Annotated in this window: 19 protein-coding genes and 1 pseudogene; 8 read left to right on the forward strand and 12 right to left on the reverse strand. The window is 67.1% G+C overall.

Annotated elements, in window-relative coordinates; all coding sequences use genetic code 11:
• Positions 1 to 33: 33 nt before the first annotated feature.
• From AADZ78_RS25825 to AADZ78_RS25835, 3 genes are read right to left on the reverse strand one after another with little or no spacing between them, the layout of a single operon-like run.
• Complete coding sequence (locus AADZ78_RS25825) at positions 34 to 1,152, reverse strand: DUF4185 domain-containing protein (RefSeq protein WP_372510570.1); 1,119 nt, start codon at positions 1,150 to 1,152, stop codon at positions 34 to 36.
• Positions 1,153 to 1,175: 23 nt separating this feature from the next.
• Entirely contained in the window at positions 1,176 to 2,213 is a 1,038-nt protein-coding gene (locus AADZ78_RS25830; protein WP_085248917.1) for an aspartate-semialdehyde dehydrogenase, read from the reverse strand.
• Positions 2,214 to 3,479, reverse strand: coding sequence for an aspartate kinase (locus AADZ78_RS25835; protein ID WP_085248916.1), 1,266 nt, complete (start codon positions 3,477 to 3,479; stop codon positions 2,214 to 2,216).
• Between the two features lie 282 nt (positions 3,480 to 3,761).
• Between AADZ78_RS25835 and leuA the strand changes: the two genes are divergently transcribed.
• Positions 3,762 to 5,807 (forward strand): 2-isopropylmalate synthase, encoded by a 2,046-nt coding sequence (leuA, locus tag AADZ78_RS25840; protein ID WP_204903296.1) that lies wholly within the window; start codon positions 3,762 to 3,764, stop codon positions 5,805 to 5,807.
• A gap of 454 nt (positions 5,808 to 6,261) precedes the next feature.
• Here the strand turns inward: leuA and AADZ78_RS25845 are convergent, their stop codons facing one another.
• The 3 genes and pseudogenes from AADZ78_RS25845 to AADZ78_RS29315 form a co-directional block, all read right to left on the reverse strand.
• Positions 6,262 to 6,825 carry a TetR/AcrR family transcriptional regulator gene (locus tag AADZ78_RS25845; RefSeq protein ID WP_085248913.1) on the reverse strand — a complete coding sequence of 188 codons (564 nt, stop codon included), beginning with the start codon at positions 6,823 to 6,825 and terminating at the stop codon, positions 6,262 to 6,264.
• A gap of 82 nt (positions 6,826 to 6,907) precedes the next feature.
• Positions 6,908 to 7,897, reverse strand: a complete 990-nt coding sequence (locus AADZ78_RS25850) for a DEDDh family exonuclease (protein WP_085248918.1) — start codon at positions 7,895 to 7,897, stop codon at positions 6,908 to 6,910.
• A 253-nt stretch (positions 7,898 to 8,150) separates the two neighbouring features.
• Positions 8,151 to 8,472: pseudogene (locus tag AADZ78_RS29315) on the reverse strand (transposase); the annotation flags it as partial.
• Positions 8,473 to 8,705: 233 nt separating this feature from the next.
• Here AADZ78_RS29315 and AADZ78_RS25860 point away from each other — a divergent pair.
• Positions 8,706 to 10,658: a PE domain-containing protein gene (locus AADZ78_RS25860; RefSeq protein WP_204903295.1), complete on the forward strand. Its 1,953-nt coding sequence runs from the start codon at positions 8,706 to 8,708 to the stop codon at positions 10,656 to 10,658.
• Between the two features lie 44 nt (positions 10,659 to 10,702).
• Here the strand turns inward: AADZ78_RS25860 and AADZ78_RS25865 are convergent, their stop codons facing one another.
• Both AADZ78_RS25865 and AADZ78_RS25870 read right to left on the reverse strand, forming a co-directional pair.
• Positions 10,703 to 11,017, reverse strand: a complete 315-nt coding sequence (locus AADZ78_RS25865; RefSeq protein ID WP_085251285.1) for an ISAzo13-like element transposase-related protein — start codon at positions 11,015 to 11,017, stop codon at positions 10,703 to 10,705.
• A gap of 45 nt (positions 11,018 to 11,062) precedes the next feature.
• Complete coding sequence (locus tag AADZ78_RS25870; RefSeq protein ID WP_204903533.1) at positions 11,063 to 11,215, reverse strand: hypothetical protein; 153 nt, start codon at positions 11,213 to 11,215, stop codon at positions 11,063 to 11,065.
• A 157-nt stretch (positions 11,216 to 11,372) separates the two neighbouring features.
• Here AADZ78_RS25870 and AADZ78_RS25875 point away from each other — a divergent pair, with 157 nt between their 5' ends.
• The 3 genes from AADZ78_RS25875 to AADZ78_RS25885 all read left to right on the forward strand — a co-directional run bounded on the left by AADZ78_RS25875 (position 11,373) and on the right by AADZ78_RS25885 (position 15,478).
• The gene (locus AADZ78_RS25875) at positions 11,373 to 13,325 is read left to right on the forward strand and encodes a PE domain-containing protein (protein ID WP_341343624.1); all 1,953 of its coding nucleotides are present in this window, start codon (positions 11,373 to 11,375) and stop codon (positions 13,323 to 13,325) included.
• A gap of 223 nt (positions 13,326 to 13,548) precedes the next feature.
• Positions 13,549 to 14,778 (forward strand): Mur ligase family protein, encoded by a 1,230-nt coding sequence (locus tag AADZ78_RS25880; protein ID WP_085252809.1) that lies wholly within the window; start codon positions 13,549 to 13,551, stop codon positions 14,776 to 14,778.
• Positions 14,771 to 15,478, forward strand: coding sequence for a type 1 glutamine amidotransferase (locus tag AADZ78_RS25885; RefSeq protein WP_085252808.1), 708 nt, complete (start codon positions 14,771 to 14,773; stop codon positions 15,476 to 15,478). Before AADZ78_RS25880 ends, AADZ78_RS25885 begins: the two co-directional genes overlap by 8 nt.
• Here the strand turns inward: AADZ78_RS25885 and AADZ78_RS25890 are convergent.
• The 3 genes from AADZ78_RS25890 to AADZ78_RS25900 form a co-directional block, all read right to left on the reverse strand.
• The gene (locus tag AADZ78_RS25890; protein ID WP_085252807.1) at positions 15,389 to 16,297 is read right to left on the reverse strand and encodes an endonuclease domain-containing protein; all 909 of its coding nucleotides are present in this window, start codon (positions 16,295 to 16,297) and stop codon (positions 15,389 to 15,391) included. The genes AADZ78_RS25885 and AADZ78_RS25890 overlap by 90 nt on opposite strands.
• Before the next feature lie 95 nt (positions 16,298 to 16,392).
• Positions 16,393 to 17,004, reverse strand: a complete 612-nt coding sequence (gene recR / locus AADZ78_RS25895) for a recombination mediator RecR (protein WP_085252806.1) — start codon at positions 17,002 to 17,004, stop codon at positions 16,393 to 16,395.
• Positions 17,005 to 17,015: 11 nt separating this feature from the next.
• Positions 17,016 to 17,426, reverse strand: coding sequence for a YbaB/EbfC family nucleoid-associated protein (locus tag AADZ78_RS25900; protein WP_085252805.1), 411 nt, complete (start codon positions 17,424 to 17,426; stop codon positions 17,016 to 17,018).
• A 98-nt stretch (positions 17,427 to 17,524) separates the two neighbouring features.
• Here AADZ78_RS25900 and AADZ78_RS25905 point away from each other — a divergent pair, with 98 nt between their 5' ends.
• A complete protein-coding gene (locus tag AADZ78_RS25905) occupies positions 17,525 to 18,286 on the forward strand; it encodes an Rv3717 family N-acetylmuramoyl-L-alanine amidase (RefSeq protein ID WP_085252804.1) in 762 nt (253 codons plus the stop codon).
• Here the strand turns inward: AADZ78_RS25905 and AADZ78_RS25910 are convergent.
• On the reverse strand, positions 18,283 to 18,720 hold the full coding sequence (locus AADZ78_RS25910) for an SRPBCC family protein (protein ID WP_085252803.1): 438 nt from the start codon (positions 18,718 to 18,720) through the stop codon (positions 18,283 to 18,285). The two genes, AADZ78_RS25905 and AADZ78_RS25910, sit on opposite strands and share 4 nt — an antisense overlap.
• Before the next feature lie 59 nt (positions 18,721 to 18,779).
• Between AADZ78_RS25910 and AADZ78_RS25915 the strand changes: the two genes are divergently transcribed.
• Positions 18,780 to 20,156, forward strand: coding sequence for an FAD-binding oxidoreductase (locus AADZ78_RS25915; RefSeq protein WP_204801379.1), 1,377 nt, complete (start codon positions 18,780 to 18,782; stop codon positions 20,154 to 20,156).
• A complete protein-coding gene (locus AADZ78_RS25920) occupies positions 20,153 to 21,460 on the forward strand; it encodes a class I SAM-dependent methyltransferase (protein ID WP_204801377.1) in 1,308 nt (435 codons plus the stop codon). Before AADZ78_RS25915 ends, AADZ78_RS25920 begins: the two co-directional genes overlap by 4 nt.
• The last annotated feature ends 1 nt before the right edge of the window (position 21,461 follow it).

Here is a 21,461-nt window from a genome sequence, read left to right on the forward strand (position 1 = left end):
CGTCAAGCGCGCACTGCAGGCGGAAAGCGGAAATTAGCCGTCTGAAGTGGGTTTGAACGGGTTGACCGCGAACTGAATGACCCGGTAGGGACCGGTCTGGCGGGCGCGGGTATCCCACTGGCTGACGAATATCCGCAACTCATCGAGCGTGGAACCTGGCGAAATGTAGCCGCCGTACGGTTGCGCGAGCCGGTTGTCGTACGGCGGCGGCAGACTCTCCGCCGGGTCGGGCCACTCGTCGTGTCGCACCACCGTGGTCACCGGCGCGTCACCCAGCAATGTCGGGTCGTGGGCCACCCGGACCTCCATGTCGCCGGTGTTGGCGTTGAAATAGGACAGCACGGTCTGGCCATCGATCTGCCTGATGCTCATCTCGCCCACCTGGTCGGGCCACAGCGGCGTCGGTGGCTTGTTCCAACCACCGCCGGGTCCCGCCGCCCAGCCCTGCCACCGCGAACGGTCGGTGAACGCTTGGGGCGTGGCCCGGTATAGCACCACCGGTTGCCTGCGGGTGAAGCTGTTGGCCACGATGTAGACCCAGCCGCTTGGCGAATCGGGGGTTGGGATGGGGTCGTAGTACCCGCTGATCTGCGTCTGATGGTCGTCCTGGAAGGAGGCGTCGCGCCGCGATCCCGGAACGGTCTGCCAGCCGCCGCGCGCCGGTTCGGCAACCACTAGCCGCGAGTTCAACGGCTCCAGGTCTTTCGTCGTAGCCACCATCAGGTAGTTGCGCCGGTTGATCTGGACCACCCCGGCGGGCAGCTGCGAAGTCCCCGGCGGTGTGGGATCGGCCAGTAGCGGTTTGCTGATGCCGGTGACGCCCGTATAGCGCACCCCGTCGGGATCGTCGACCGATGCGGTGTCGACATGCAACGCGATCGGCGCGTACCAGCCGCCGAACCCGACGCCCTGACCGGCAAAGCTGTCGCCGCATACCTGCAGCAGTTGGCTGGGGAACTCCACGAACTCGCACAGGTCGGTGGCACCGATCCCGTAGTCGCCGGTCGGGGTTCCGGTACCGGCCGTCGGACCGATCCGTAGCACTTGACCCGGTGCCAGCGGCCGCAGGATCGGCTCCGGTGCGGGTGCGGGCGGATCGGCGTGTGCGATCCAACATGCACCCCAAAAGAATTGTGGCACAACCAAACACAACAATGCCGCGGTATGCCCGCGGATCACAATTCAGAAGCCAGCAGCTCGGCGATCTGAATTGTGTTCAGCGCCGCCCCCTTGCGAAGGTTGTCACCCGAAACGAACAGCGCCAGGCCACGACCGTCCGGGACTCCGGGGTCCGGGCGGACGCGGCCGACCAGTGATTCGTCGACGCCGGCGGCAGCCAGGGGTGTGGGTATATCGACGAGCTTCACACCCGGGGCGCCGCCGAGCAGTTCGCGAGCCCGCTGCGGCGAGAGCGGCCGGGCGAATTCGGCGTTGATCGACAGCGAGTGGCCGGTGAATACCGGAACCCGCACACAGGTGCCGCTCACCAACAAGTGCGGAATGCCGAGGATCTTGCGGCTCTCAAAGCGCAGCTTCTGGTCCTCGTCGGTTTCGCCGGAGCCGTCGTCGACCAGCGATCCGGCCAGTGGCACCACGTTAAACGCAATGGGCGCAACGTATTTGCTTGGTGCCGGGAAATCCACGGCGTCACCGGCGTGCACCAACTGTTCGGCCTCCCCGATGACAGCACGCGCCTGAATGGCGAGTTCGTCCACCCCGGCCAGACCGCTGCCGGACACCGCCTGATAGGTAGACGCAACGATGCGCACCAACTGGGCTTCGTCGTGCAGCACCTTGAGCACCGGCATGGCGGCCATCGTGGTGCAGTTCGGGTTGGCGATGATGCCCTTCGGCCGCTTATGCGCGTCCCGGTGGAAGTTCACCTCCGACACCACCAGCGGCACGTCGGGGTCCTTTCGCCACGCCGACGAGTTGTCGATCACCGTCACGCCGGCGGCCGCGAACCGCGGCGCCTGCACCCTAGACATCGCCGCGCCGGCAGAGAACAGCGCGATGTCCAGCCCGCTCGGGTCGGCGGTTTCGGCGTCTTCGACCTCGATCTCTTGACCGCGGAAGGCCAGCTTGCGGCCCTGTGAGCGGGCGGAGGCGAAGAACCGCACGGATTGGGCCGGAAAGTCGCGTTCGTCGAGCAGGGTGCGCATCACCTGGCCCACCTGTCCGGTGGCGCCAACTACCCCAATTGACAAGCCCATTTACCGCCCCGTCCCCGCGTACACCGTCGCCGTCTCCTCGCCACCAAGACCGAATGCCTCATGCAAAGCAACGACGGCCTTGTCGAGTTCGGTGTCACGGCACAACACCGAGATGCGGATCTCGGAGGTGGAGATCAGCTCGATGTTGACCCCGACCGCGGCCAGCGCTTCACAGAAGGTCGCCGTAACCCCGGGATGGCTGCGCATGCCCGCCCCGATCAGCGACACCTTGCCGATGTGGTCGTCGTAGAGCAGCTGGGTGAAGCCGATCTCGTCCTTAAGCGCGTCCAGCTTGGCCACCGCCGTGGGCCCGCTGTCGCGGGAACAGGTGAAGGTGATGTCGGTCTTGCCATCCTCGACCTTGGAGACGTTTTGCAGCACCATGTCGATGTTCACATCGGCGTCGGCGACGGCGCGAAACACTTTGGCGGCGTACCCCGGTATGTCGGGGAGCCCGACAACAGTCACCTTGGCCTCGCTGCGGTCGTGCGCGACTCCGGTCAGGATGGGGTCTTCCATGGCTATGTCCTTGATCGATCCGACGACGACGGTGCCTAGCTTGTCCGAATACGACGACCGAACATGCACCGGAATGTTATGGCGCCGTGCGTATTCCACACAGCGCAGCATCAGTACCTTGGCGCCGCAGGCGGCCATTTCGAGCATCTCTTCGAAGGTCACCGTGTCGAGCTTGCGAGCGTTGTGCACGATGCGTGGGTCGCCGCTGAAGATGCCGTCCACATCGGTGTAGATCTCGCAGACGTCGGCGCCCAGGGCCGCGGCCATGGCGACGGCGGTGGTGTCCGAGCCCCCGCGCCCCAAGGTGGTGACGTCGCGGGTGTCCTGGCTGACGCCTTGGAATCCCGCGACCAACACAATCCGGCCTTCGTCGAGCGCGGTTTGCAGACGCCCCGGGGTGACGTCGATGATCTTCGCGTTGCCGTGAGTGCCGGTGGTGATCACGCCCGCTTGCGAACCGGTGAATGACCGGGCATGAGCCCCCAGCGATTCGATTGCCATGGCCACCAACGCGTTGGAGATGCGTTCACCGGCGGTCAGCAGCATGTCCAATTCCCGGGGTGGCGGGGCTGGGCATACCTGCTGAGCCAGGTCCAGCAGGTCGTCGGTGGTGTCGCCCATCGCCGAGACCACCACGACGACGTCGTTTCCCTGCTTCTTGGTCTCGACGATGCGCTCAGCGACGCGGCGGATCCGGTCGGCGTCGGCCACCGAAGATCCGCCGTACTTCTGCACGACGAGCGCCACTGAATCCCTTCCCGGCTTGGCGATAAGTCCACAACAGAATACGTGGTGGCCGAGTGTGGGCTCTCAGCACGGAAACTGCGACGAAACCGTCCATAAGTCCCACGCTCGGCGGCTCAGACCGCGGGTTTTGGTCGAGGCGGCACTAGCGGTAGAGTTCAGGACGTGCAGCGGGTGCTCCTCCTCGGACGCCGCGACGGGGTCTGATCCAGACCGGCTTCCCGTCGCGGGTCGTTCGCGATGCGCCGGTCTGAGGTTCCTTCTAACTTCCCCGGAGCAACTACCGTGACTAATCCTGATTCACCCGACGCCTATCAGTCAGCCCGCACCATCGTGAAACCCGCCGGCCCACCCAGGCCCGGCCAGCCCGTCTGGAACCCGCAGCGAGGTTCCGCGATGCCGGTCAACCGGTACCGACCGTTCGCCGATGAGGTCGAGCCCATCCGGGTCCCCAGCCGCACCTGGCCCGACCGTGTGATCGATCGCGCGCCCCTGTGGTGCGCGGTGGATCTGCGCGACGGCAACCAGGCGCTGATCGACCCGATGAGCCCGGCCCGCAAGCGCCGCATGTTCGACCTGCTGGTCCGCATGGGCTACAAGGAGATCGAGGTCGGGTTTCCGTCGGCCAGTCAGACCGACTTCGACTTCGTCCGCGAGATCATCGAGCAGGGCGCGATTCCCGACGACGTCACCATCCAGGTGCTGACCCAATGCCGGCCCGAGCTGATCGAGCGCACCTTCGAGGCGTGTTCGGGTGCAGCCCGCGCGATCGTGCACTTCTACAACTCGACGTCAATCCTGCAGCGCCGCGTGGTATTTCGCGCCGACCGCGCCGCCGTACAAGCGATCGCGGTGGACGGGGCGCACAAGTGCGTCGAGGAGGCCGCGAAATACCCGGGCACGCAGTGGCGGTTCGAGTACTCGCCGGAGTCCTACACCGGCACCGAGCTGGAATACGCCAAGCAGGTGTGCGACGCCGTCGGCGAGGTCATCCAACCGACGCCGGACAATCCGATCATCTTCAACCTGCCCGCCACCGTCGAGATGGCAACCCCCAACGTCTACGCCGACTCGATCGAGTGGATGAGCCGCAACCTGGCCAACCGGGAGTCGGTGATTCTGAGCCTGCATCCCCACAATGACCGCGGAACCGCCGTCGCCGCAGCCGAATTGGGCTTTGCCGCCGGCGCCGACCGGATCGAGGGCTGCCTGTTCGGCAACGGCGAGCGCACCGGCAACGTGTGCCTGGTGACGCTGGGGCTCAACCTGTTCTCCCGCGGCGTGGACCCGCAGATCGATTTCTCCAACATCGACGAGATCCGGCGTACCGTGGAGTACTGCAACCAGCTGCCGGTGCACGAGCGTCACCCCTATGGCGGGGACCTGGTGTACACCGCGTTCTCGGGTAGCCACCAGGACGCCATCAACAAGGGTCTGGACGCGATGAAGTTCGACGCCGACGCCGCCGACACCGACGTGGACGAAATGCTCTGGCAGGTGCCCTATCTGCCGATCGACCCCAAGGACGTCGGACGTACCTACGAGGCAGTGATCCGGGTCAACTCGCAGTCCGGCAAGGGCGGGGTGGCCTACATCATGAAGGCGGACTACGGCCTGGCCCTGCCGCGACGGCTGCAGATCGAGTTCTCCCGCGTGATCCAAGAGATCGCAGAGGGCACGGCGGGCGAGGGGGGTGAGGTCTCGCCGAAGGAGATGTGGGATGCGTTCGCCGAGGAGTACCTGGCCCCGGTGTGGCCGCTGGAGCGCATGAAGCAGCATGTCGATGCGTCCGACGAGGACGGCGGCACTACCAGCATCAAGGCGACCGTCAAGGTCAACGGGGTCGAGACCGAGATCAGCGGTTCGGGCAACGGCCCGTTGGCCGCGTTCGTCCATGCGCTTGGCGGCGTCGGGTTCGACGTAGCGGTCCTGGACTACTCCGAACACGCGATGAGTTCCGGCGACGATGCTCAGGCGGCTGCTTATGTTGAGGCTTCGGTAGCCGTGCCGATCGCGAGCGCGGCGCAGCCGGGCGAAGCGGGTCGGCACGCAGACAGCCCCGTGCCGATCGCGAGCGCGGCGCAGCCGGGCGAAGCGGGTCGGCACGCAGACAGCCCCGTGCCGATCGCGAGCGCGGCGCAGCCGGGCGAAGCGGGTCGGCACGCAGACAGCCCCGTGCCGATCGCGAGCGCGGCGCAGCCGGGCGAAGCGGGTCGGCACGCAGACAGCCCCCGCCGAACGGTGTGGGGCGTGGGCATAGCGCCGTCGATCACTACGGCGTCGCTGCGCGCCGTAGTGTCGGCGGTCAACCGAGCAAGCAATGCACGATAACGGGGATGCCCAGGCGAAGTTTGACAGATCCCCAAGACCAGCCACCGCGACCACCCCAGCAGTCGTTCGCGGACGGCTATCCGCCACCTCCCTATCCGGCGGCGCCGGGTCCCTGGACCTACCCACCACCGCAGCCCCACTTCGGCTCCGCTGCCTCTCCGCGGAACAATGTGGGCACCGGGTCGCTGGGGCTAGGGATCGTAGCCGCGCTGCTCTCCTGGGTGCCGGTCGTGGGTCTCATCCTGGGCATATGCGCCGTGGCGACTGGGGTTCGCGCACGTACGCGGGTAAAACGGGGCGAAGCCGATAACGATGTCAGGTCGCTTGCGGGCGTCGTACTGGGCATTGTCGCCATCGTTATAGGCGCCGCGATTTCAATCTGGATGTTGTATGTGATGGTCAGTTACCAGGTGTGCATAGGAAATGCCACCGACCGCTATCAATATTCGCGGTGTTAGATCTCGAGAAACGCGCGCAGTAGCCGGTCGACCAGCCCGGCCGGGTCATCGGCACCGGGAATCGTGAGGGCGCTGAACGCATATCCGTTGAGTAGGCGGCTCAGCTCGTCCATTTGTTGGGCCGTTGGGGTGAAACCCGCCGCCTCGATGATGAGCGTGGCGGACTTCACGGCCGCGGCCTGCAGGTCCTTCAAGAACGGCAGCAGCTCGGGCCGCCGGGTGCCCTCCATGAATAGCTCGAACCGGGCCAACGTGAAACGACGAAACTGCTCATCAGGATCGGAGAGCATCCGCGTCATGAGCGCCTTGACGCCGTCGCGGCTGAGCGACCCTATCGCGGCCCGCAAGGCCTCGACGCGCTGCCAATGCAGATCGACGGTGCGGGCTGCCGTGGCTTCGAGCAAGGCCTGGCGTGTCCGGAAGTAGTTCGACGTAGTTCCTGGAGGCAGGCCCGCCCGGTCATCGACCTGGCGATGCGTCAGGCCCCCGATGCCCGTGTCGGCGAGTATGCCGATGGCGGCGTCGAGGATCTGGAGACGACGTTCGGGATTTGAGGGCATCAGTATTTGTAGCGCAGCCGTCAAAACATCTGAAAAGAACGCGACGCGGCGCCACACCAGGGTGCCGGTGAATGTCGGCGCGTTAGAAAAGTGCGAGCTGCTCGTCGACCCGGGCGACGTCGGCGAACTCCTCCATGCTTCGTCCACCGACGACCGAACCGACACGGTCCATGAACAGCGCGTCGGAAACCACCGGCACCCCCAGCCGCAGCGCGTGGTAGCCCTTGCCCTGCTCGGGGGTGGTGTCGTTGCAGACCACCAGGGAGGTGTCGCGGTCGACGGCATCGCTGTAGGCCAGTCCGGCGTGCAGGATCCGCTCGACGAGTTCGTCGTGTGTGCGTGCCACCTCAGCGGCCAGCGCCACCCGCATGCCCTGGACCAGCGGCCTGCCCGTCACGTACCGGCCCGGGTTGAGATAGGGGCACGGCATCCGGGAAGCCAGCGCCTTCAGCGGTCGCAACACGTCGTGGGTCACCCGACCGTTGGGCCACCGCCGCCGGGTCACCGGATGTACCGGCAGCCAGACGTCACGTTCGCGGGCTCGCCCGAGGGCGGCTGCCAGTATCCCGGTCAACACTCGCGCGTCGTCGAACGCGTCGTGCGGCCGTTCCTGGGTCACTCCCCAGTGCGCGGCCAGGGTTTCCAGCCGAAGATTGTCGATGCCGAGTTCTAGCCGCCGGGCCAGCTCAACCGTGCACATGACGGTGTCGACCGGAAGTTCGGCTTCGGCGAACTCGGCTTCCGCGGCCAGGAAGGCATAGTCGAACGCGACGTTGTGCGCCACCAGCGTGCGGCCACGTAGCACCTCGACCACGTCACCGACGATGTCGGCGAACTGCGGCTGATCTTCCAGCATGGCGGCGGTCAGGCCGTGCACGTGGGTAGGGCCGGGGTCCACGCCGGGGTTGAGCAGGCTCACCACGGATTGCTCTACCCGGCCGGCGGCGTCCAGGCCGAGCACGGCAAGGCTGATGATCCTGGCCTGACCGGGGCGAAAGCCGGAGGTCTCGACATCGATAACGGCCCAACCCCCGTCCGAGTGACCGGCGGGCCGTCCCCAGATGTGGCTCACACCGATGAGGATGACATGTCCGACCGACATCTCCGACGTCGCTGCGCATCGTGTCGGCAGTTGAACTAAAACGAAGGCGACCCACTGCGCTCGACAAAGAGCGCCGAACTTGCGATCGCCCTCTTGGACCCGCTGATGTAGTGGCCCCAGTGGGGGGATTTCGCAGTAGCGAGATTCGCGACGGATGGGGTCGTCTTGGCCGGTTGATATCAACGGGTGGCCAGGGTGGTTAGGTGCCCCGGCGGGTCCCGGATCAGGCGATGGCCCAGCCTCCGGCATCTGGATGCAGGCCCAGGGTGGCCAGTCGGGCGAGGTTGATGACGCTTTGCTCGAGCGAGGATGTCGGTCAGGATGCGTTTTTGGCCGCGGCAGCGGGCTTTGCGCCCACTCCAGGGCCGGCGGGTGAAGTGGCTGATTTTGCGTTCCACGACCGGCCGATACTTTCGGCAATCGGACTGCCAGTCCGGATCGCGTTGGCAGGCCTTGGCGTGCTGGAGTGCGGCTTCATGGGCATGGACTGTGATCACTCGACCGCGGCGGACTTTGGTGCATTCGGCTGATCGCGCTGGGAGTGAGCCCGGCAGCGGCGGCCTGGGCGGTACCGCGCTTCGCGTGCTGTCCGGCCACCTCGCGCCGCCCCGCGTGGTGCATTACGCACAATGTTTGCCCTCGGTTTGGTGGGAAACGCCCTTGGCGAGGCGGTTCCCGCCACCGACGATCCCGATCTGAGGTGCGTTATTGGCGCGTGTGAGTTGCGCGTCTGTGGCTCGCCTAGCACTGATGGTCCTGGGTTGCTGGAGGTAGGGAAATGTCGTTTGTGAGTGTGGCGCCGGAGCTGGTGGTGGCGGCGGCGGCGGATTTGGCGCGTCTGGGGTCGGCGGTCAGTGCGGCCAATGCGGCGGCGGCGGGGTCGACGACGACGTTGTTGGCCGCTGGTGGCGATGAGGTCTCAGCGGCGATCGCGGCGTTGTTCGGGGCCCATGCGCAGGAGTATCAGGTGATCGGTGCGCAGGTGGCGGGGTTTCATCAGGGGTTTGTGCGGGCGTTGACCGGCGCTGGGGGCGCTTATGCGGCCGCCGAGGCGCTGAGCGCGCAAAGCGTGGAGCAGGATCTGTTGGGCCTGATCAATGCGCCGACGCAGCTGTTGTTGGGGCGGCCGTTGATCGGTAACGGGGCTGATGGGGCCCCGGGGCAGGCCGGTGGGCCTGGGGGGTTGTTGTGGGGCAATGGCGGCAACGGTGGTGCCAGCACGACGGTGGGGGTGGCCGGTGGGGCTGGCGGTGATGCCGGGCTGTTCGGTAATGGCGGGGCTGGGGGGGCTGGGGCGGCTGGGGCCGCTGGTGCGGCCGGGGGGGTCGGCGGGGTCGGTGGTGCTGGTGGGTGGTTGGGTGGCTTTGGTGGGGCCGGCGGGGTCGGTGGGGCCGGCGGGGCCGCCACGGTGGGGGTGGGTGGGGCTGGTGGTGTCGGGGGTGCGGGTGGGGTCTGTCGGGCGTTGTTGTGGTTCTCGGGTGGGGCTGGTGGGGAAGGTGGCGCGGGCGGGGTCGGCGCGGTCGGCTCGGCCAGCGGGGTGGGTGGTGCGGGCGGTGCCGGCGGGGCCAGCTGGGGGTTGTTCGGTCAGGGCGGTTCGGGCGGTGTGGGCGGGACCGGTGGTGCCGGCTCGGCGTTTGGTGTGGCCGGCGGCGCCGGCGGTAGCGGCGGTGTGGGTGGTGGTGGCGGGCTTGGCGGTGTTGGTGGGGTCGGCGGCAGCGGCGGTCACGGCGGGCTCGGCGGCGCGGCCATGGCCGGCTTTACCGCTGCCGGCGGCACCGGCGGTGCCGGTGGGGCCGCTGTCGGTGTGTCCGGCGGGGCCGGCGGGAACGGCGGTGGCGGTGGTGCCGCCGGCACCGTGACCACCATCAGTGTCGGCGCCGGCGCCGGCCCGAACGGGGTGGCGGTCAACCCGGGCGGCAACGTCTACGTCACCAACACGAACGGCACGGTGTCGGTGATCGACCCCACCACCAACACCGTCACCGGATCACCCATCCCCGTCGGCGGCGCGCCGGAGGGGGTGGCGGTCAACCCGGGCGGCAACGTCTACGTCGCCAACTTCAACAGCAACACGGTGTCGGTGATCGACCCCACCACCAACACCGTCACCGGATCACCCATCCCCGTCGGCAACGGCCCGGTCGGGGTGGCGGTCAACCCGGGCGGCAACGTCTACGTCACCAACCTCAACGGCAGCACGGTGTCGGTGATCGACCCCACCACCAACACCGTCACCGGATCACCCATCCCCGTCGGCGGCTTCCCGTTCGGGGTGGCGGTCAACCCGGGCGGCGACGTCTACGTCGCCAACCAGTTCAGCGCCACGGTGTCGGTGATCGATCCCACCACCAACACCATCACCGGATCACCCATCCCCGTCGGCAACGGCCCGGTCGGGGTGGCGGTCAGCCCCGTCACCGGCGACGTCTACGTCACCAGCCAGTTCAGCGGCACGGTGTCGGTGATCGACCCCACCACCAACACCGTCACCGGATCACCCATCCCCGTCGGCGCCTTCCCGTTCGGGGTGGCGGTCAGCCCCATCACCGGCGCCATCTACGTCACCAACCTCAACGACGGCACGATGTCGGTGATCAACCCCACCACCAACACCGTCACCGCCACCATCACCGTCGGCAACAACCCACAAGGGATAGCGGTCGACCCCACCACCGGTGCCGTCTACGTCGCCAACTCCGGCAGCCACACCGTGTCGGTGATCAGTGGTTAGTGGCGCGTCGGCTATGCCGACAAGGCACCCCGCCGTGCACCCGGCTAGGGGATCGCCTTGCCCAGGTCCTTGTCGGGGACATCGTGGGTCTTGACCTTCTCCGGGTTGCCGCTGGGTCGCCACTGGGTGGCGCCGTTGGTGTAGTGCCCGACGAGTTCCTTGTTGTTGATGTCCACGCCGTTGGTGTCCGCGCCGATCACCGGCTGACCCGCCCAATGATGGGCGCGCACTTGGTCGTTGACATAGCAGAACTGGGCGTGGCGGTGGGGGTGGCGGTGCCCTCGATCTGCTTGGCCGCGGCCTGCAGGCCGACCCGGCGTCGTGCAACAACCGCCGCACCAGCCAGTCGCTGCACCGATGACCCTGACCGGTCAGCGCCGTCGACAGCTGCCGCGTCGACTTGATCATCCAGCGCGGCGGCGATTGCGGATCACCAGGGGTGTGCGGGTCGACCGGCTGGCGCTGATCGCGCTGGGAGTGAGCCCGGCAGCGGCGGCCTGGGCGGTACCGCGCTTCGCGTGCTGTCCGGCCACCTCGCGCCGCCCCGCGTGGTGCATTACGCACAATGTTTGCCCTCGGTTTGGTGGGAAACGCCCTTGGCGAGGCGGTTCCCGCCACCGACGATCCCGATCTGAGGTGCGTTATTGGCGCGTGTGAGTTGCGCGTCTGTGGCTCGCCTAGCACTGATGGTCCTGGGTTGCTGGAGGTAGGGAAATGTCGTTTGTGAGTGTGGCGCCGGAGCTGGTGGTGGCGGCGGCGGCGGATTTGGCGCGTCTGGGGTCGGCGGTCAGTGCGGCCAATGCGGCGGTGGCGGGGTCGACGACGACGTTGTTGGCCGCTGGTGGCGATGAGGTCTCAGCGGCGATCGCGGCGTTGTTCGGGGCCCATGCGCAGGAGTATCAGGTGATCGGTGCGCAGGTGGCGGGGTTTCATCAGGGGTTTGTGCGGGCGTTGACCGGCGCTGGGGGCGCTTATGCGGCCGCCGAGGCGCTGAGCGCGCAAAGCGTGGAGCAGGATCTGTTGGGCCTGATCAATGCGCCGACGCAGTTGTTGTTGGGGCGGCCGTTGATCGGTAACGGGGCTGATGGGGCCCCGGGGCAGGCCGGTGGGCCTGGGGGGTTGTTGTGGGGCAATGGCGGCAACGGTGGTGCCAGCACGACGGTGGGGGTGGCCGGTGGGGCTGGCGGTGATGCCGGGCTGTTCGGTAATGGCGGGGCTGGGGGGGCTGGGGCGGCTGGGGCCGCTGGTGCGGCCGGGGGGGTCGGCGGGGTCGGTGGTGCTGGTGGGTGGTTGGGTGGCTTTGGTGGGGCCGGCGGGGTCGGTGGGGCCGGCGGGGCCGCCACGGTGGGGGTGGGTGGGGCTGGTGGTGTCGGGGGTGCGGGTGGGGTCTGTCGGGCGTTGTTGTGGTTCTCGGGTGGGGCTGGTGGGGAAGGTGGCGCGGGCGGGGTCGGCGCGGTCGGCTCGGCCAGCGGGGTGGGTGGTGCGGGCGGTGCCGGCGGGGCCAGCTGGGGGTTGTTCGGTCAGGGCGGTTCGGGCGGTGTGGGCGGGACCGGTGGTGCCGGCTCGGCGTTTGGTGTGGCCGGCGGCGCCGGCGGTAGCGGCGGTGTGGGTGGTGGTGGCGGGCTTGGCGGTGTTGGTGGGGTCGGCGGCAGCGGCGGTCACGGCGGGCTCGGCGGCGCGGCCATGGCCGGCTTTACCGCTGCCGGCGGCACCGGCGGTGCCGGTGGGGCCGCTGTCGGTGTGTCCGGCGGGGCCGGCGGGAACGGCGGTGGCGGTGGTGCCGCCGGCACCGTGACCACCATCAGTGTCGGCGCCGGCGCCGGCCCGAACGGGGTGGCGGTCAACCCGGGCGGCAATGTCTACGTCACCAACACGAACGGCACGGTGTCGGTGATCGACCCCACCACCAACACCGTCACCGGATCACCCATCCCCGTCGGCGGCGCGCCGCGCGGGGTGGCGGTCAACCCGGGCGGCAACGTCTACGTCGCCAACTTCAACAGCAACACGGTGTCGGTGATCGACCCCACCACCAACACCGTCACCGGATCACCCATCCCCGTCGGCGCCTTCCCGTTCGGGGTGGCGGTCAACCCGGGCGGCGACGTCTACGTCGCCAACCAGGGCAGCGGCACGGTGTCGGTGATCGATCCCACCACCAACACCGTCACCGGATCACCCATCCCCATCGGCGGCTTCCCGCGCGGGGTGGCGGTCAACCCGGGCGGCGACGTCTACGTCACCAGCCAGCTCAGCAACACGGTGTCGGTGATCGATCCCACCACCAACACCGTCACCGGATCACCCATCCCCGTCGGCAACGACCCGTCTGGGGTGGCGGTCAGCCCCGTCACCGGCGACGTCTACGTCACCAGCCAGTTCAGCGGCACGGTGTCGGTGATCGACCCCACCACCAACACCGTCACCGGATCACCCATCCCCGTCGGCGCCTTCCCGTTCGGGGTGGCGGTCAGCCCCATCACCGGCGCCATCTACGTCACCAACCTCAACGACGGCACGATGTCGGTGATCAACCCCACCACCAACACCGTCACCGCCACCATCACCGTCGGCAACAACCCAGAAGGGATAGCGGTCGACCCCACCACCGGTGCCGTCTACGTCGCCAACTCCAGCAGCCACACCGTGTCGGTGATCAGTGGTTAGTGGCGCGTCGGCTATGCGACAAGGCACCCCGCCGTGCACCCCGGTGGTTCGGGCATGAGTCGGTGGTGGAAGTGTCATGCGGCAGGTGTGCTCGCCGGCGTAAACGGTGCAGATCCGGTTACGCGCAACCCCAGGTTGCGACAGCACCGCTCTAGCTGGATGAGGGCGACCCGCTGCGCTCGACAAAGAGCGCCGAGCTTGCGATCGCCCTTAAACTGCCCGGGTGGTCACCGCCCGCGCACGCCTGGCCCTCGCCGCGGGGGCGAGTGCGCGCTGGGCGTCGCGAGTCACCGGCCGTGGGGCCGGGGCGATGATCGGCGGACTGGTCGCGATGGCCCTGGACCGCTCCGTGCTGCGTCAACTCGGCGCGGGCCGTCGATCGGTCATCGTCACCGGTACCAACGGCAAGTCGACTACCACGAGGATGACCGCGGCTGCCCTGGGCACCTTGGGCCCGGTGGCCACCAACACCGAGGGCGCCAATATGGACGCCGGTCTGGTGGCCGCGCTGGCCGCTGACCGCCACGCGACGCTGGCGGCCCTGGAAGTCGACGAGATGCACGTACCGCATGTGTCAGACGCGGTCGAACCGAGCGTCATCGTCTTACTCAACCTGTCACGCGACCAGCTGGACCGGGTCGGCGAGATCAACGTCATCGAACGCACGCTGCGGGCCGGGTTGGCCAGACACCCCAATGCCGTCGTGGTAGCCAACTGCGACGACGTGCTGATGACCTCGGCTGCCTACGACAGCCCGAAGGTGGTGTGGGTGGCCGCGGGCGGCGCGTGGTCGAGCGACTCGGTCAGCTGCCCCCGCAGTGGCGAGGTCATCGTCCGCGACCAGGGCCACTGGTATAGCACCGGCGCCGATTTCAAGCGCCCCAGCCCGCATTGGTGGTTCGACGCCGACACCCTTTACGGGCCCGACGGTCTGGCCCTACCGATGCGGCTGGCGCTGCCTGGCGCGGTCAATCGCGGCAACGCCGCCCAGGCCGTCGCCGCGGCCGTCACACTGGGCGCTGACCCCACTTTGGCCGTCGCTGCTGTCTCAACGGTCGACGAGGTCGCCGGGCGCTACCGCACCGTCGGTATCGGCGCGCATGAAGCCCGGATCCTGCTGGCCAAGAACCCGGCCGGCTGGCAGGAGGCGCTGTCCATGGTGGACAAGCACGCGGCCGGGGTGGTCATCGCGGTCAACGGTCAAGTGCCCGACGGCGAAGACCTGTCCTGGTTGTGGGATGTCCGGTTTGAGCATTTCGAGGAGACGGCAGTTGTAGCGGCTGGCGAACGCGGCACCGACCTGGCGGTGCGGCTCGGGTATGCGGGAGTGCGGCACACCCTGGTGCACGACACCGTCGCGGCCATCGCGTCCTGCCCACCCGGACGGGTGGAGGTCGTCGCCAACTACACCGCGTTCCTGCAGCTGCAACGGGCATTGGAGCGCCGTGGCTGACTCGGCGGTGCGGATCGGGCTGGTATTGCCCGACGTGATGGGCACCTACGGCGACGGCGGCAACGCCGTGGTGCTGCGCCAACGGCTTTTACTGCGGGGTATCGCCGCCGAGATCGTCGAGGTCACGCTGGCCGATCCGGTGCCGGACTCGTTGGACCTCTACACGCTGGGCGGCGCCGAAGACTACGCGCAGCGGTTGGCCACCCGGCACCTCATTCGGTACCCCGGGCTGCAGCGCGCGGCCGAACGTGGCGCACCCGTGCTGGCAATCTGTGCGGCCATTCAGGTGCTTGGGCACTGGTACGAGACGTCGTCGGGAGAGCGGGTTGACGGCGTCGGCCTGCTGGATGTGACCACCGCGCCGCAAGACGCACGCACCATCGGCGAGGTAATCAGCGAGCCGTTGCTGGCCGACCTGACGGAGCGGTTGACCGGCTTCGAGAACCACCGCGGCGGCACCGTCCTCGGCTCGGCGGCGTCGCCGCTGGGCGCGGTGGTCAAGGGCGCGGGCAACCGAGCTGGCGACGGCGTTGACGGTGCGGTTCAGGGCAGCGTGGTCGCGACCTACATGCACGGGCCGTGCCTGGCCCGCAACCCGGAACTCGCCGACCTACTGCTGAGCAAGGTGGTCGGCTCGCTGCAGCCGTTGGAGCTGCCCGAGGTGGACTTGCTGCGCCGTGAGCGGCTGACGGCTCGCTAGGGCCTCGCGCACGCGTCGTAGCACATCCTCCGACGCGTCTTCGGCGATCACTCGGACGACGATCCAGCCCAACTCCGCAAGCGTGCGGAGCCGCCGCTGGTCATGCGCGTACCGGCGGCGGTCGCTGCGATGCTGATCTCCGTCATACTCGGCCGCCACCTTGAGTTCCTCCCAGCCCATGTCCAGCACGCCCACGGTGCGCCAGTTGTGCAGGACCGGTATCTGCGTGGTCGGAATAGGTAAGCCGCCGTCGATCAGCAACAGCCGCAGCCACGTCTCCTTGGGCGACGCCGCACCGCCGTCGACAAGCGGCAACAGCGTCCGCAGCTGCTTCAGACCCCGTGCACCTGCGTAACGCTTGGCCAGGAGCGCCACGTCTTCGATTGCAAACGGCGTCGCCCACATCAGCGCGTCGAGGCGTGCCAAAGCCTCCCCTCGCGGGAGATGCCGACCCAGGTCGTACGCCGTCCGGGCGGGTGTGGTGACTGGCAGACCGGCGACGCGGGTGACCTCGTCGTCGCGCAGGGTTTCGTGACGCACGACAACACCGCGCTGCGGCCGGGTATTGCGCGAAATCAGCGCGATGGCAACGTCGTCGTCCACCCATCGGGCACCATGCAGTGCCGAGGCGGCGATACCAGCGATGACCGCTTGGCGGCTCGAGGCTAGCCAGGCGCCAATCGTGCGATCGCGGAGCGTAGGTGCGGAGCACTTAGGCACGTACACACCTCGGTATATCGCGTTATAGCAATGTTTCAGCTCGTGCCTGGTCAGCCGACCGGCGGCCACGGCCTCACTGCCAATAAAGACGTCTCGCATGCGGAGATGCTGACGCCCGCCACCGACATCCGTGAGATCGACGTTTTGCAGACAACGTGCGAGAAACGACCTGCAAAACGTCGATCTCGCGAAAATCAGACCATGGCGCGGCGGCCGGTCAACGCGCGGCCCAAAGTCAGCTCGTCGGCGAATTCCAGGTCACCGCCCATGGGCAACCCCGACGCGATCCGCGTCACCGTCAGACCGGGGATGTCGCGCAGCATCCGCACCAGGTACGTGGCCGTCGCCTCGCCCTCGGTATTGGGGTCGGTCGCGATGATCACCTCGGTGATGTCGACATCATCGACCCGCTCACCGATACGGCTCAGCAATTCGCGAATTCGCAGCTGATCGGGCCCAATGCCGGACAGCGGATCAAGGGCCCCGCCCAGAACGTGATAGCGGCCGCGGAATTCGCGGGTGCGCTCGACGGCCTGAATATCCTTGGGCTCCTCGACGACACACACCACAGACGCATCTCGACGGGTATCAGAACAGATTCGGCACCGGTCGTTGTCGGAGACGTTGCCGCAGACCGCGCAGAACCGCACTCCGTCGCGGACCTTAGCCAGCACCGCGGTCAGGCGGTCGATGTCCGACGGTTCGACTGACAGCAGGTAGAACGCGATGCGCTGCGCGCTCTTGGGTCCGATACCCGGCAGCCTGCCGAGCTCATCGATCAGATCCTGGACGGGTCCCTCAAACATGGTGGTGCAAGTCAGACCCCCGGCCCGGGCGGCGCGCCAGGCGGCCCGGGCGGCATAGGCGGCGCCGGGGGCCTCGGCGGCATTCCCGGCCCGCCGGGCGCACCCGGCGCACCCGGCGGGCGCATCCCCCCAGCCAGCGCCCCCAGCCGCTCCTGCGCCATTTTCGTCACTTGCTGGGACGCGTCTCGCATCGCGCCGACGATCAAGTCCTGCAGGGTCTCGACGTCGTTGGGGTCGACGACCTTGGGGTCGATCGTCACTCCGATCACCTCGCCACTGCCTTTGACCACTACCTTGACCAAGCCGCCACCGGCTTGACCGTGCACCTCCGAGTTGGCCAGCTGGTGCTGAGCCTCCAGTAGCTTCTGTTGCATCTGCTGCGCTTGAGCGAGCAGTGCCGACATATCGCCTCCGGGTTGCATGACAGTCCCCTAGCATCTTGGTCTCGAGTTGGTTTCGCCTGCGGTTGTCGGGCGATTTGAAACACCCAGCGTAGACCGCGCCGCGTTAGCTTTGCGCCGTGGACCTACGAGTGAGCCTGCGTGTCGGAATCGCCACGGTCATCGGGGCGCTCGTCGCCGCTGCGATGCCGACCATCCCGACAGCGACCGCAGTCCCCTCCAACATCGCGGGCATGGTCGTGTTCATCGACCCGGGCCACAACGGAGCCAATGACGCATCCATCGGTCGCCAGGTGCCCACCGGTCGCGGCGGCACCAAGGACTGCCAGGCCAGCGGAACGTCGAGCAACAGCGGCTATCCCGAGCACACCTTCACCTGGGACACAGCGCTGCGACTGCGCGCCGCGCTCAGCGCGCTGGGGGTACGCACCGCCATGTCCCGTGGCAATGACAACGCCCTCGGCCCGTGCGTTGACGAGCGCGCCAACATGGCCAACTCACTGCGCCCCAACGCCGTCGTCAGCCTGCACGCCGACGGCGGTCCCGCAACCGGCCGGGGATTCCACGTCAACTACTCATCCCCACCGCTCAACGCGGCTCAGTCCGGGCCGTCGGTGCAGTTCGCCCGGGTCATGCGCGACCAGCTGCAGGCGTCGGGCATTCCGCCGGCGAACTACATCGGCCAAAACGGCCTTTACGGGCGCTCGGATCTGGCCGGCCTGAACCTGGCGCAGTATCCGTCGGTCCTCGTCGAATTGGGCAACATGAAGAATCCTGCAGACTCGGCGCTGATGGAGTCCCCCGAGGGGAGACAGAAATACGCCGACGCCCTGGTTCGTGGCGTCGCGGGTTTCCTGGCCACCCAGGGCCAAGCACGCTAACCCTCTAGTTCGGTCTTCAGATTCGCCAACACCTCGGCCTGGATCTTCTTCAGCCCCAACGGTGCAAAGGTCTTTTCGAAAAAGCCCTTGACGCCGCCCGCGCCGGTCCAGGACGTCGTTACGGTGACGCTGGATCCGGGTCCCGCGGGAGCCACCGTCCAGTTGGTGACCATGGAAGAGTTCGCGTCCTTTTCGATCACGGTGTGGCCGGCGACGTCGACGTTGACCCGCACGTCGCGAACACGCGATTCGGTCGCCTGCAATCGCCATTTGGCGACGGTGCCCTGCCCGTGACCGCCCTGAAGCACCTGGTATTCGCTGTAGTGCGAAGACAGGATTTTCGGGCGGACGTTCTCGTAGTCGGCCACCGCGTCGAGCGCGGCCGCGGGCTCAGCATTGATTAAGATCGTGCTGGCTGCGCTCACCTGTCCCATCAGCTGTAACTCCTCTGCTCCCAATGCACGGTCTGTTGTCGAGGACTAGGGTATATGTGATGCCTGTCCCCGGATCCGCACTGGCTGCACACACGACCGGCGTCCAGCGGCTGCTGGCGAGTTATCAATCCATCCCCCCAGCCGCGCCCGTCCGGCTCGCCAAGCCCACCTCAAATCTGTTCCGGGCGCGGGCCAAAAGCGATGCACCCGGCCTAGATACGTCAGGACTGACGGGTGTCATCAGTATCGATCCGGACGCGCGCACCGCCGACGTGGCCGGCATGTGCACGTACGAGGACCTGGTCGCGGCGACACTGCGTTACGGCCTGTCGCCACTTGTGGTTCCGCAGTTGAAGACCATCACGCTCGGGGGCGCGGTTACCGGCTTGGGCATCGAGTCGGCATCGTTTCGCAACGGCCTGCCACACGAATCGGTGCTGGAGATGGATATCCTCACCGGCGCAGGCGAATTGATCACCGTATCTCCCGATCAGCACGCCGACCTTTACCGGACTTTCCCCAATTCCTATGGAACACTAGGCTATTCGACCAGGCTCCGGATCCTGCTAGAGCCGGTGATGCCGTTTGTGGCGTTGCGCCACATCCGATTTCGCTCGTTGACCGAGATGCTCGCGACGATGGAACGCATCATCGATACGGGCGGGTTGGATGGCGTAGCGGTGGACTATCTCGACGGAGTGGTGTTCCGCGCCGACGAAAGCTACCTCTGTGTCGGCAGGCGGACCGCAACGCCCGGCCCCGTGAGCGACTACACCGGACAAGACATCTACTACCGGTCCATCCAGCATGAGACGGGAATCAAGGAAGACCGGTTGACCATCCACGATTACTTCTGGCGTTGGGACACCGACTGGTTCTGGTGCTCGCGAGCGTTTGGCGCCCAAAACCCCAAATTGCGACGCTGGTGGCCGCGACGCTACCGGCGCAGCAGCTTCTACTGGAAGTTGGTGGCCTTGGATCAGCGCTTCGACATCGCGGACCGGATCGAACGCCGACATGGGCGCCCGGCCCGGGAACGGGTGGTGCAGGACGTCGAGGTACCGATCGAACGGACCCGCGACTTCCTCGAGTGGTTCTTGGCCAATGTTGCCATCTCGCCAATCTGGTTGTGCCCGTTACGGTTGCGCGATCACCACGGTTGGCCGCTGTATCCGATCCGGCCCGACCGCAGCTATGTCAACATCGGGTTCTGGTCATCGGTGCCCGTCGGCGCCACCGAGGGCACCACCAACCGGGCGATCGAGGAGAAGGTGAGTGAGCTGGACGGTCACAAGTCGCTCTACTCCGACTCCTACTACACCCGTGAGAAGTTTGACGAACTCTACGGCGGGGAGTCTTACAACACCGTGAAGAAAACTTACGACCCCGACTCTCGTCTTCTCGATCTCTACGCAAAGGCGGTGCAACGACGATGACGACAACCACGCCTCAGCACCCGTTCGGGAGCAAGCTCAGCATGGCTGAGATCCTGGAGATCTTTACCGCATCCGGGCGGCAGCCGCTGAAATTCACCGCGTACGACGGCAGTACCGCCGGACACGAAGACGCCGTTTTGGGTCTGGAACTCAAATCCCCCCGCGGCGCCACATATCTGGCCACCGCCCCCGGCGAACTCGGCATCGCGCGCGCCTACGTGTCGGGCGACCTGCAGACGCACGGCGTACATCCCGGCGACCCGTACGACCTGCTCATATCGCTGACCGATCGGGTCGAATTCAAACGGCCGTCGGTACGGGTGCTGGCCAACGTGGTGCGCTCGATCGGCGTCGAGAATCTGTTGCCGATCGCCCCACCGCCGCAGGAGACGCCGCCCCGGTGGCGCCGGACCGTTGACGGCTTGATGCACAGCAAGACTCGCGATGCCGAGGCCATCCACCACCACTACGACGTGTCCAACGCCTTCTATGAGTGGGTGCTCGGGCCGTCCATGACCTACACCTGCGCGGTCTATCCCAACCCCGAGGCGACGCTGGAAGAGGCCCAGGAGAACAAATACCGGCTGATATTCGAGAAACTGCGGCTGAAGCCGGGCGACCAGCTGCTTGACGTCGGCTGCGGCTGGGGCGGCATGGTGCGCTACGCCGCCCGACGAGGTGTCCGCGCCATAGGCGCCACGCTGTCGGCCGAGCAGGCCAAGTGGGCGCAGAAAGCCATCGAAGAGGAAGGACTGAGCGAACTAGCTGAAGTGCGGCACTCCGACTATCGGGACGTGGCCGAGACCGGCTTCGACGCGGTTTCGTCGATCGGGCTGACCGAGCACATCGGCGTCAAGAATTACCCCGCGTACTTTGGATTCCTCAAGTCGAAATTGCGCACCGGCGGCCTACTGCTCAACCACTGCATTACCCGTCCCGACAACAAATCGACCTCCTTCGCGGGCGGGTTCACCGACCGCTACGTGTTCCCGGACGGGGAACTCACCGGGTCGGGGCGCATCATCACCGAGATCCAGGAGGTCGGTTTGGAGGTGCTGCACGAGGAGAACTTCCGGCATCACTACGCGATGACACTGCGCGACTGGTGCCACAACCTCGTCGAACACTGGGATGAGGCGGTCGTTGAGGTCGGTCTGCCGATCGCCAAGGTGTGGGGTCTGTACATGGCAGCTTCACGGGTGGCCTTCGAACGCAACAACATTCAGCTGCATCACGTGCTAGCCGCCAACGTTGACGTCTGGGGCGACGACAACTTGCCGCTGCGGCCGTGGTGGCAGCCCTAGC

The organism is Mycobacterium riyadhense (genome assembly GCF_963853645.1).
GTDB classification, from domain to species: Bacteria; Actinomycetota; Actinomycetes; order Mycobacteriales; family Mycobacteriaceae; genus Mycobacterium; species Mycobacterium riyadhense.

What these genes read in the sequence shown, in the direction of transcription:
- AADZ78_RS25830 (WP_085248917.1), bottom strand. Translation starts at nt 2,213, where the DNA reads ATGGGCTTGTCAATTGGGGTAGTTGGCGCCACCGGACAGGTGGGCCAG.
- AADZ78_RS25845 (WP_085248913.1), bottom strand. Translation starts at nt 6,825, where the DNA reads ATGCCCTCAAATCCCGAACGTCGTCTCCAGATCCTCGACGCCGCCATC.
- AADZ78_RS25860 (WP_204903295.1), top strand. Translation starts at nt 8,706, where the DNA reads ATGTCGTTTGTGAGTGTGGCGCCGGAGCTGGTGGTGGCGGCGGCGGCG.
- AADZ78_RS25870 (WP_204903533.1), bottom strand. Translation starts at nt 11,215, where the DNA reads ATGCACCACGCGGGGCGGCGCGAGGTGGCCGGACAGCACGCGAAGCGC.
- AADZ78_RS25875 (WP_341343624.1), top strand. Translation starts at nt 11,373, where the DNA reads ATGTCGTTTGTGAGTGTGGCGCCGGAGCTGGTGGTGGCGGCGGCGGCG.
- AADZ78_RS25890 (WP_085252807.1), bottom strand. Translation starts at nt 16,297, where the DNA reads ATGCGAGACGTCTTTATTGGCAGTGAGGCCGTGGCCGCCGGTCGGCTG.
- recR (WP_085252806.1), bottom strand. Translation starts at nt 17,004, where the DNA reads ATGTTTGAGGGACCCGTCCAGGATCTGATCGATGAGCTCGGCAGGCTG.
- AADZ78_RS25900 (WP_085252805.1), bottom strand. Translation starts at nt 17,426, where the DNA reads ATGCAACCCGGAGGCGATATGTCGGCACTGCTCGCTCAAGCGCAGCAG.
- AADZ78_RS25910 (WP_085252803.1), bottom strand. Translation starts at nt 18,720, where the DNA reads ATGGGACAGGTGAGCGCAGCCAGCACGATCTTAATCAATGCTGAGCCC.
- AADZ78_RS25915 (WP_204801379.1), top strand. Translation starts at nt 18,780, where the DNA reads ATGCCTGTCCCCGGATCCGCACTGGCTGCACACACGACCGGCGTCCAG.
- AADZ78_RS25920 (WP_204801377.1), top strand. Translation starts at nt 20,153, where the DNA reads ATGACGACAACCACGCCTCAGCACCCGTTCGGGAGCAAGCTCAGCATG.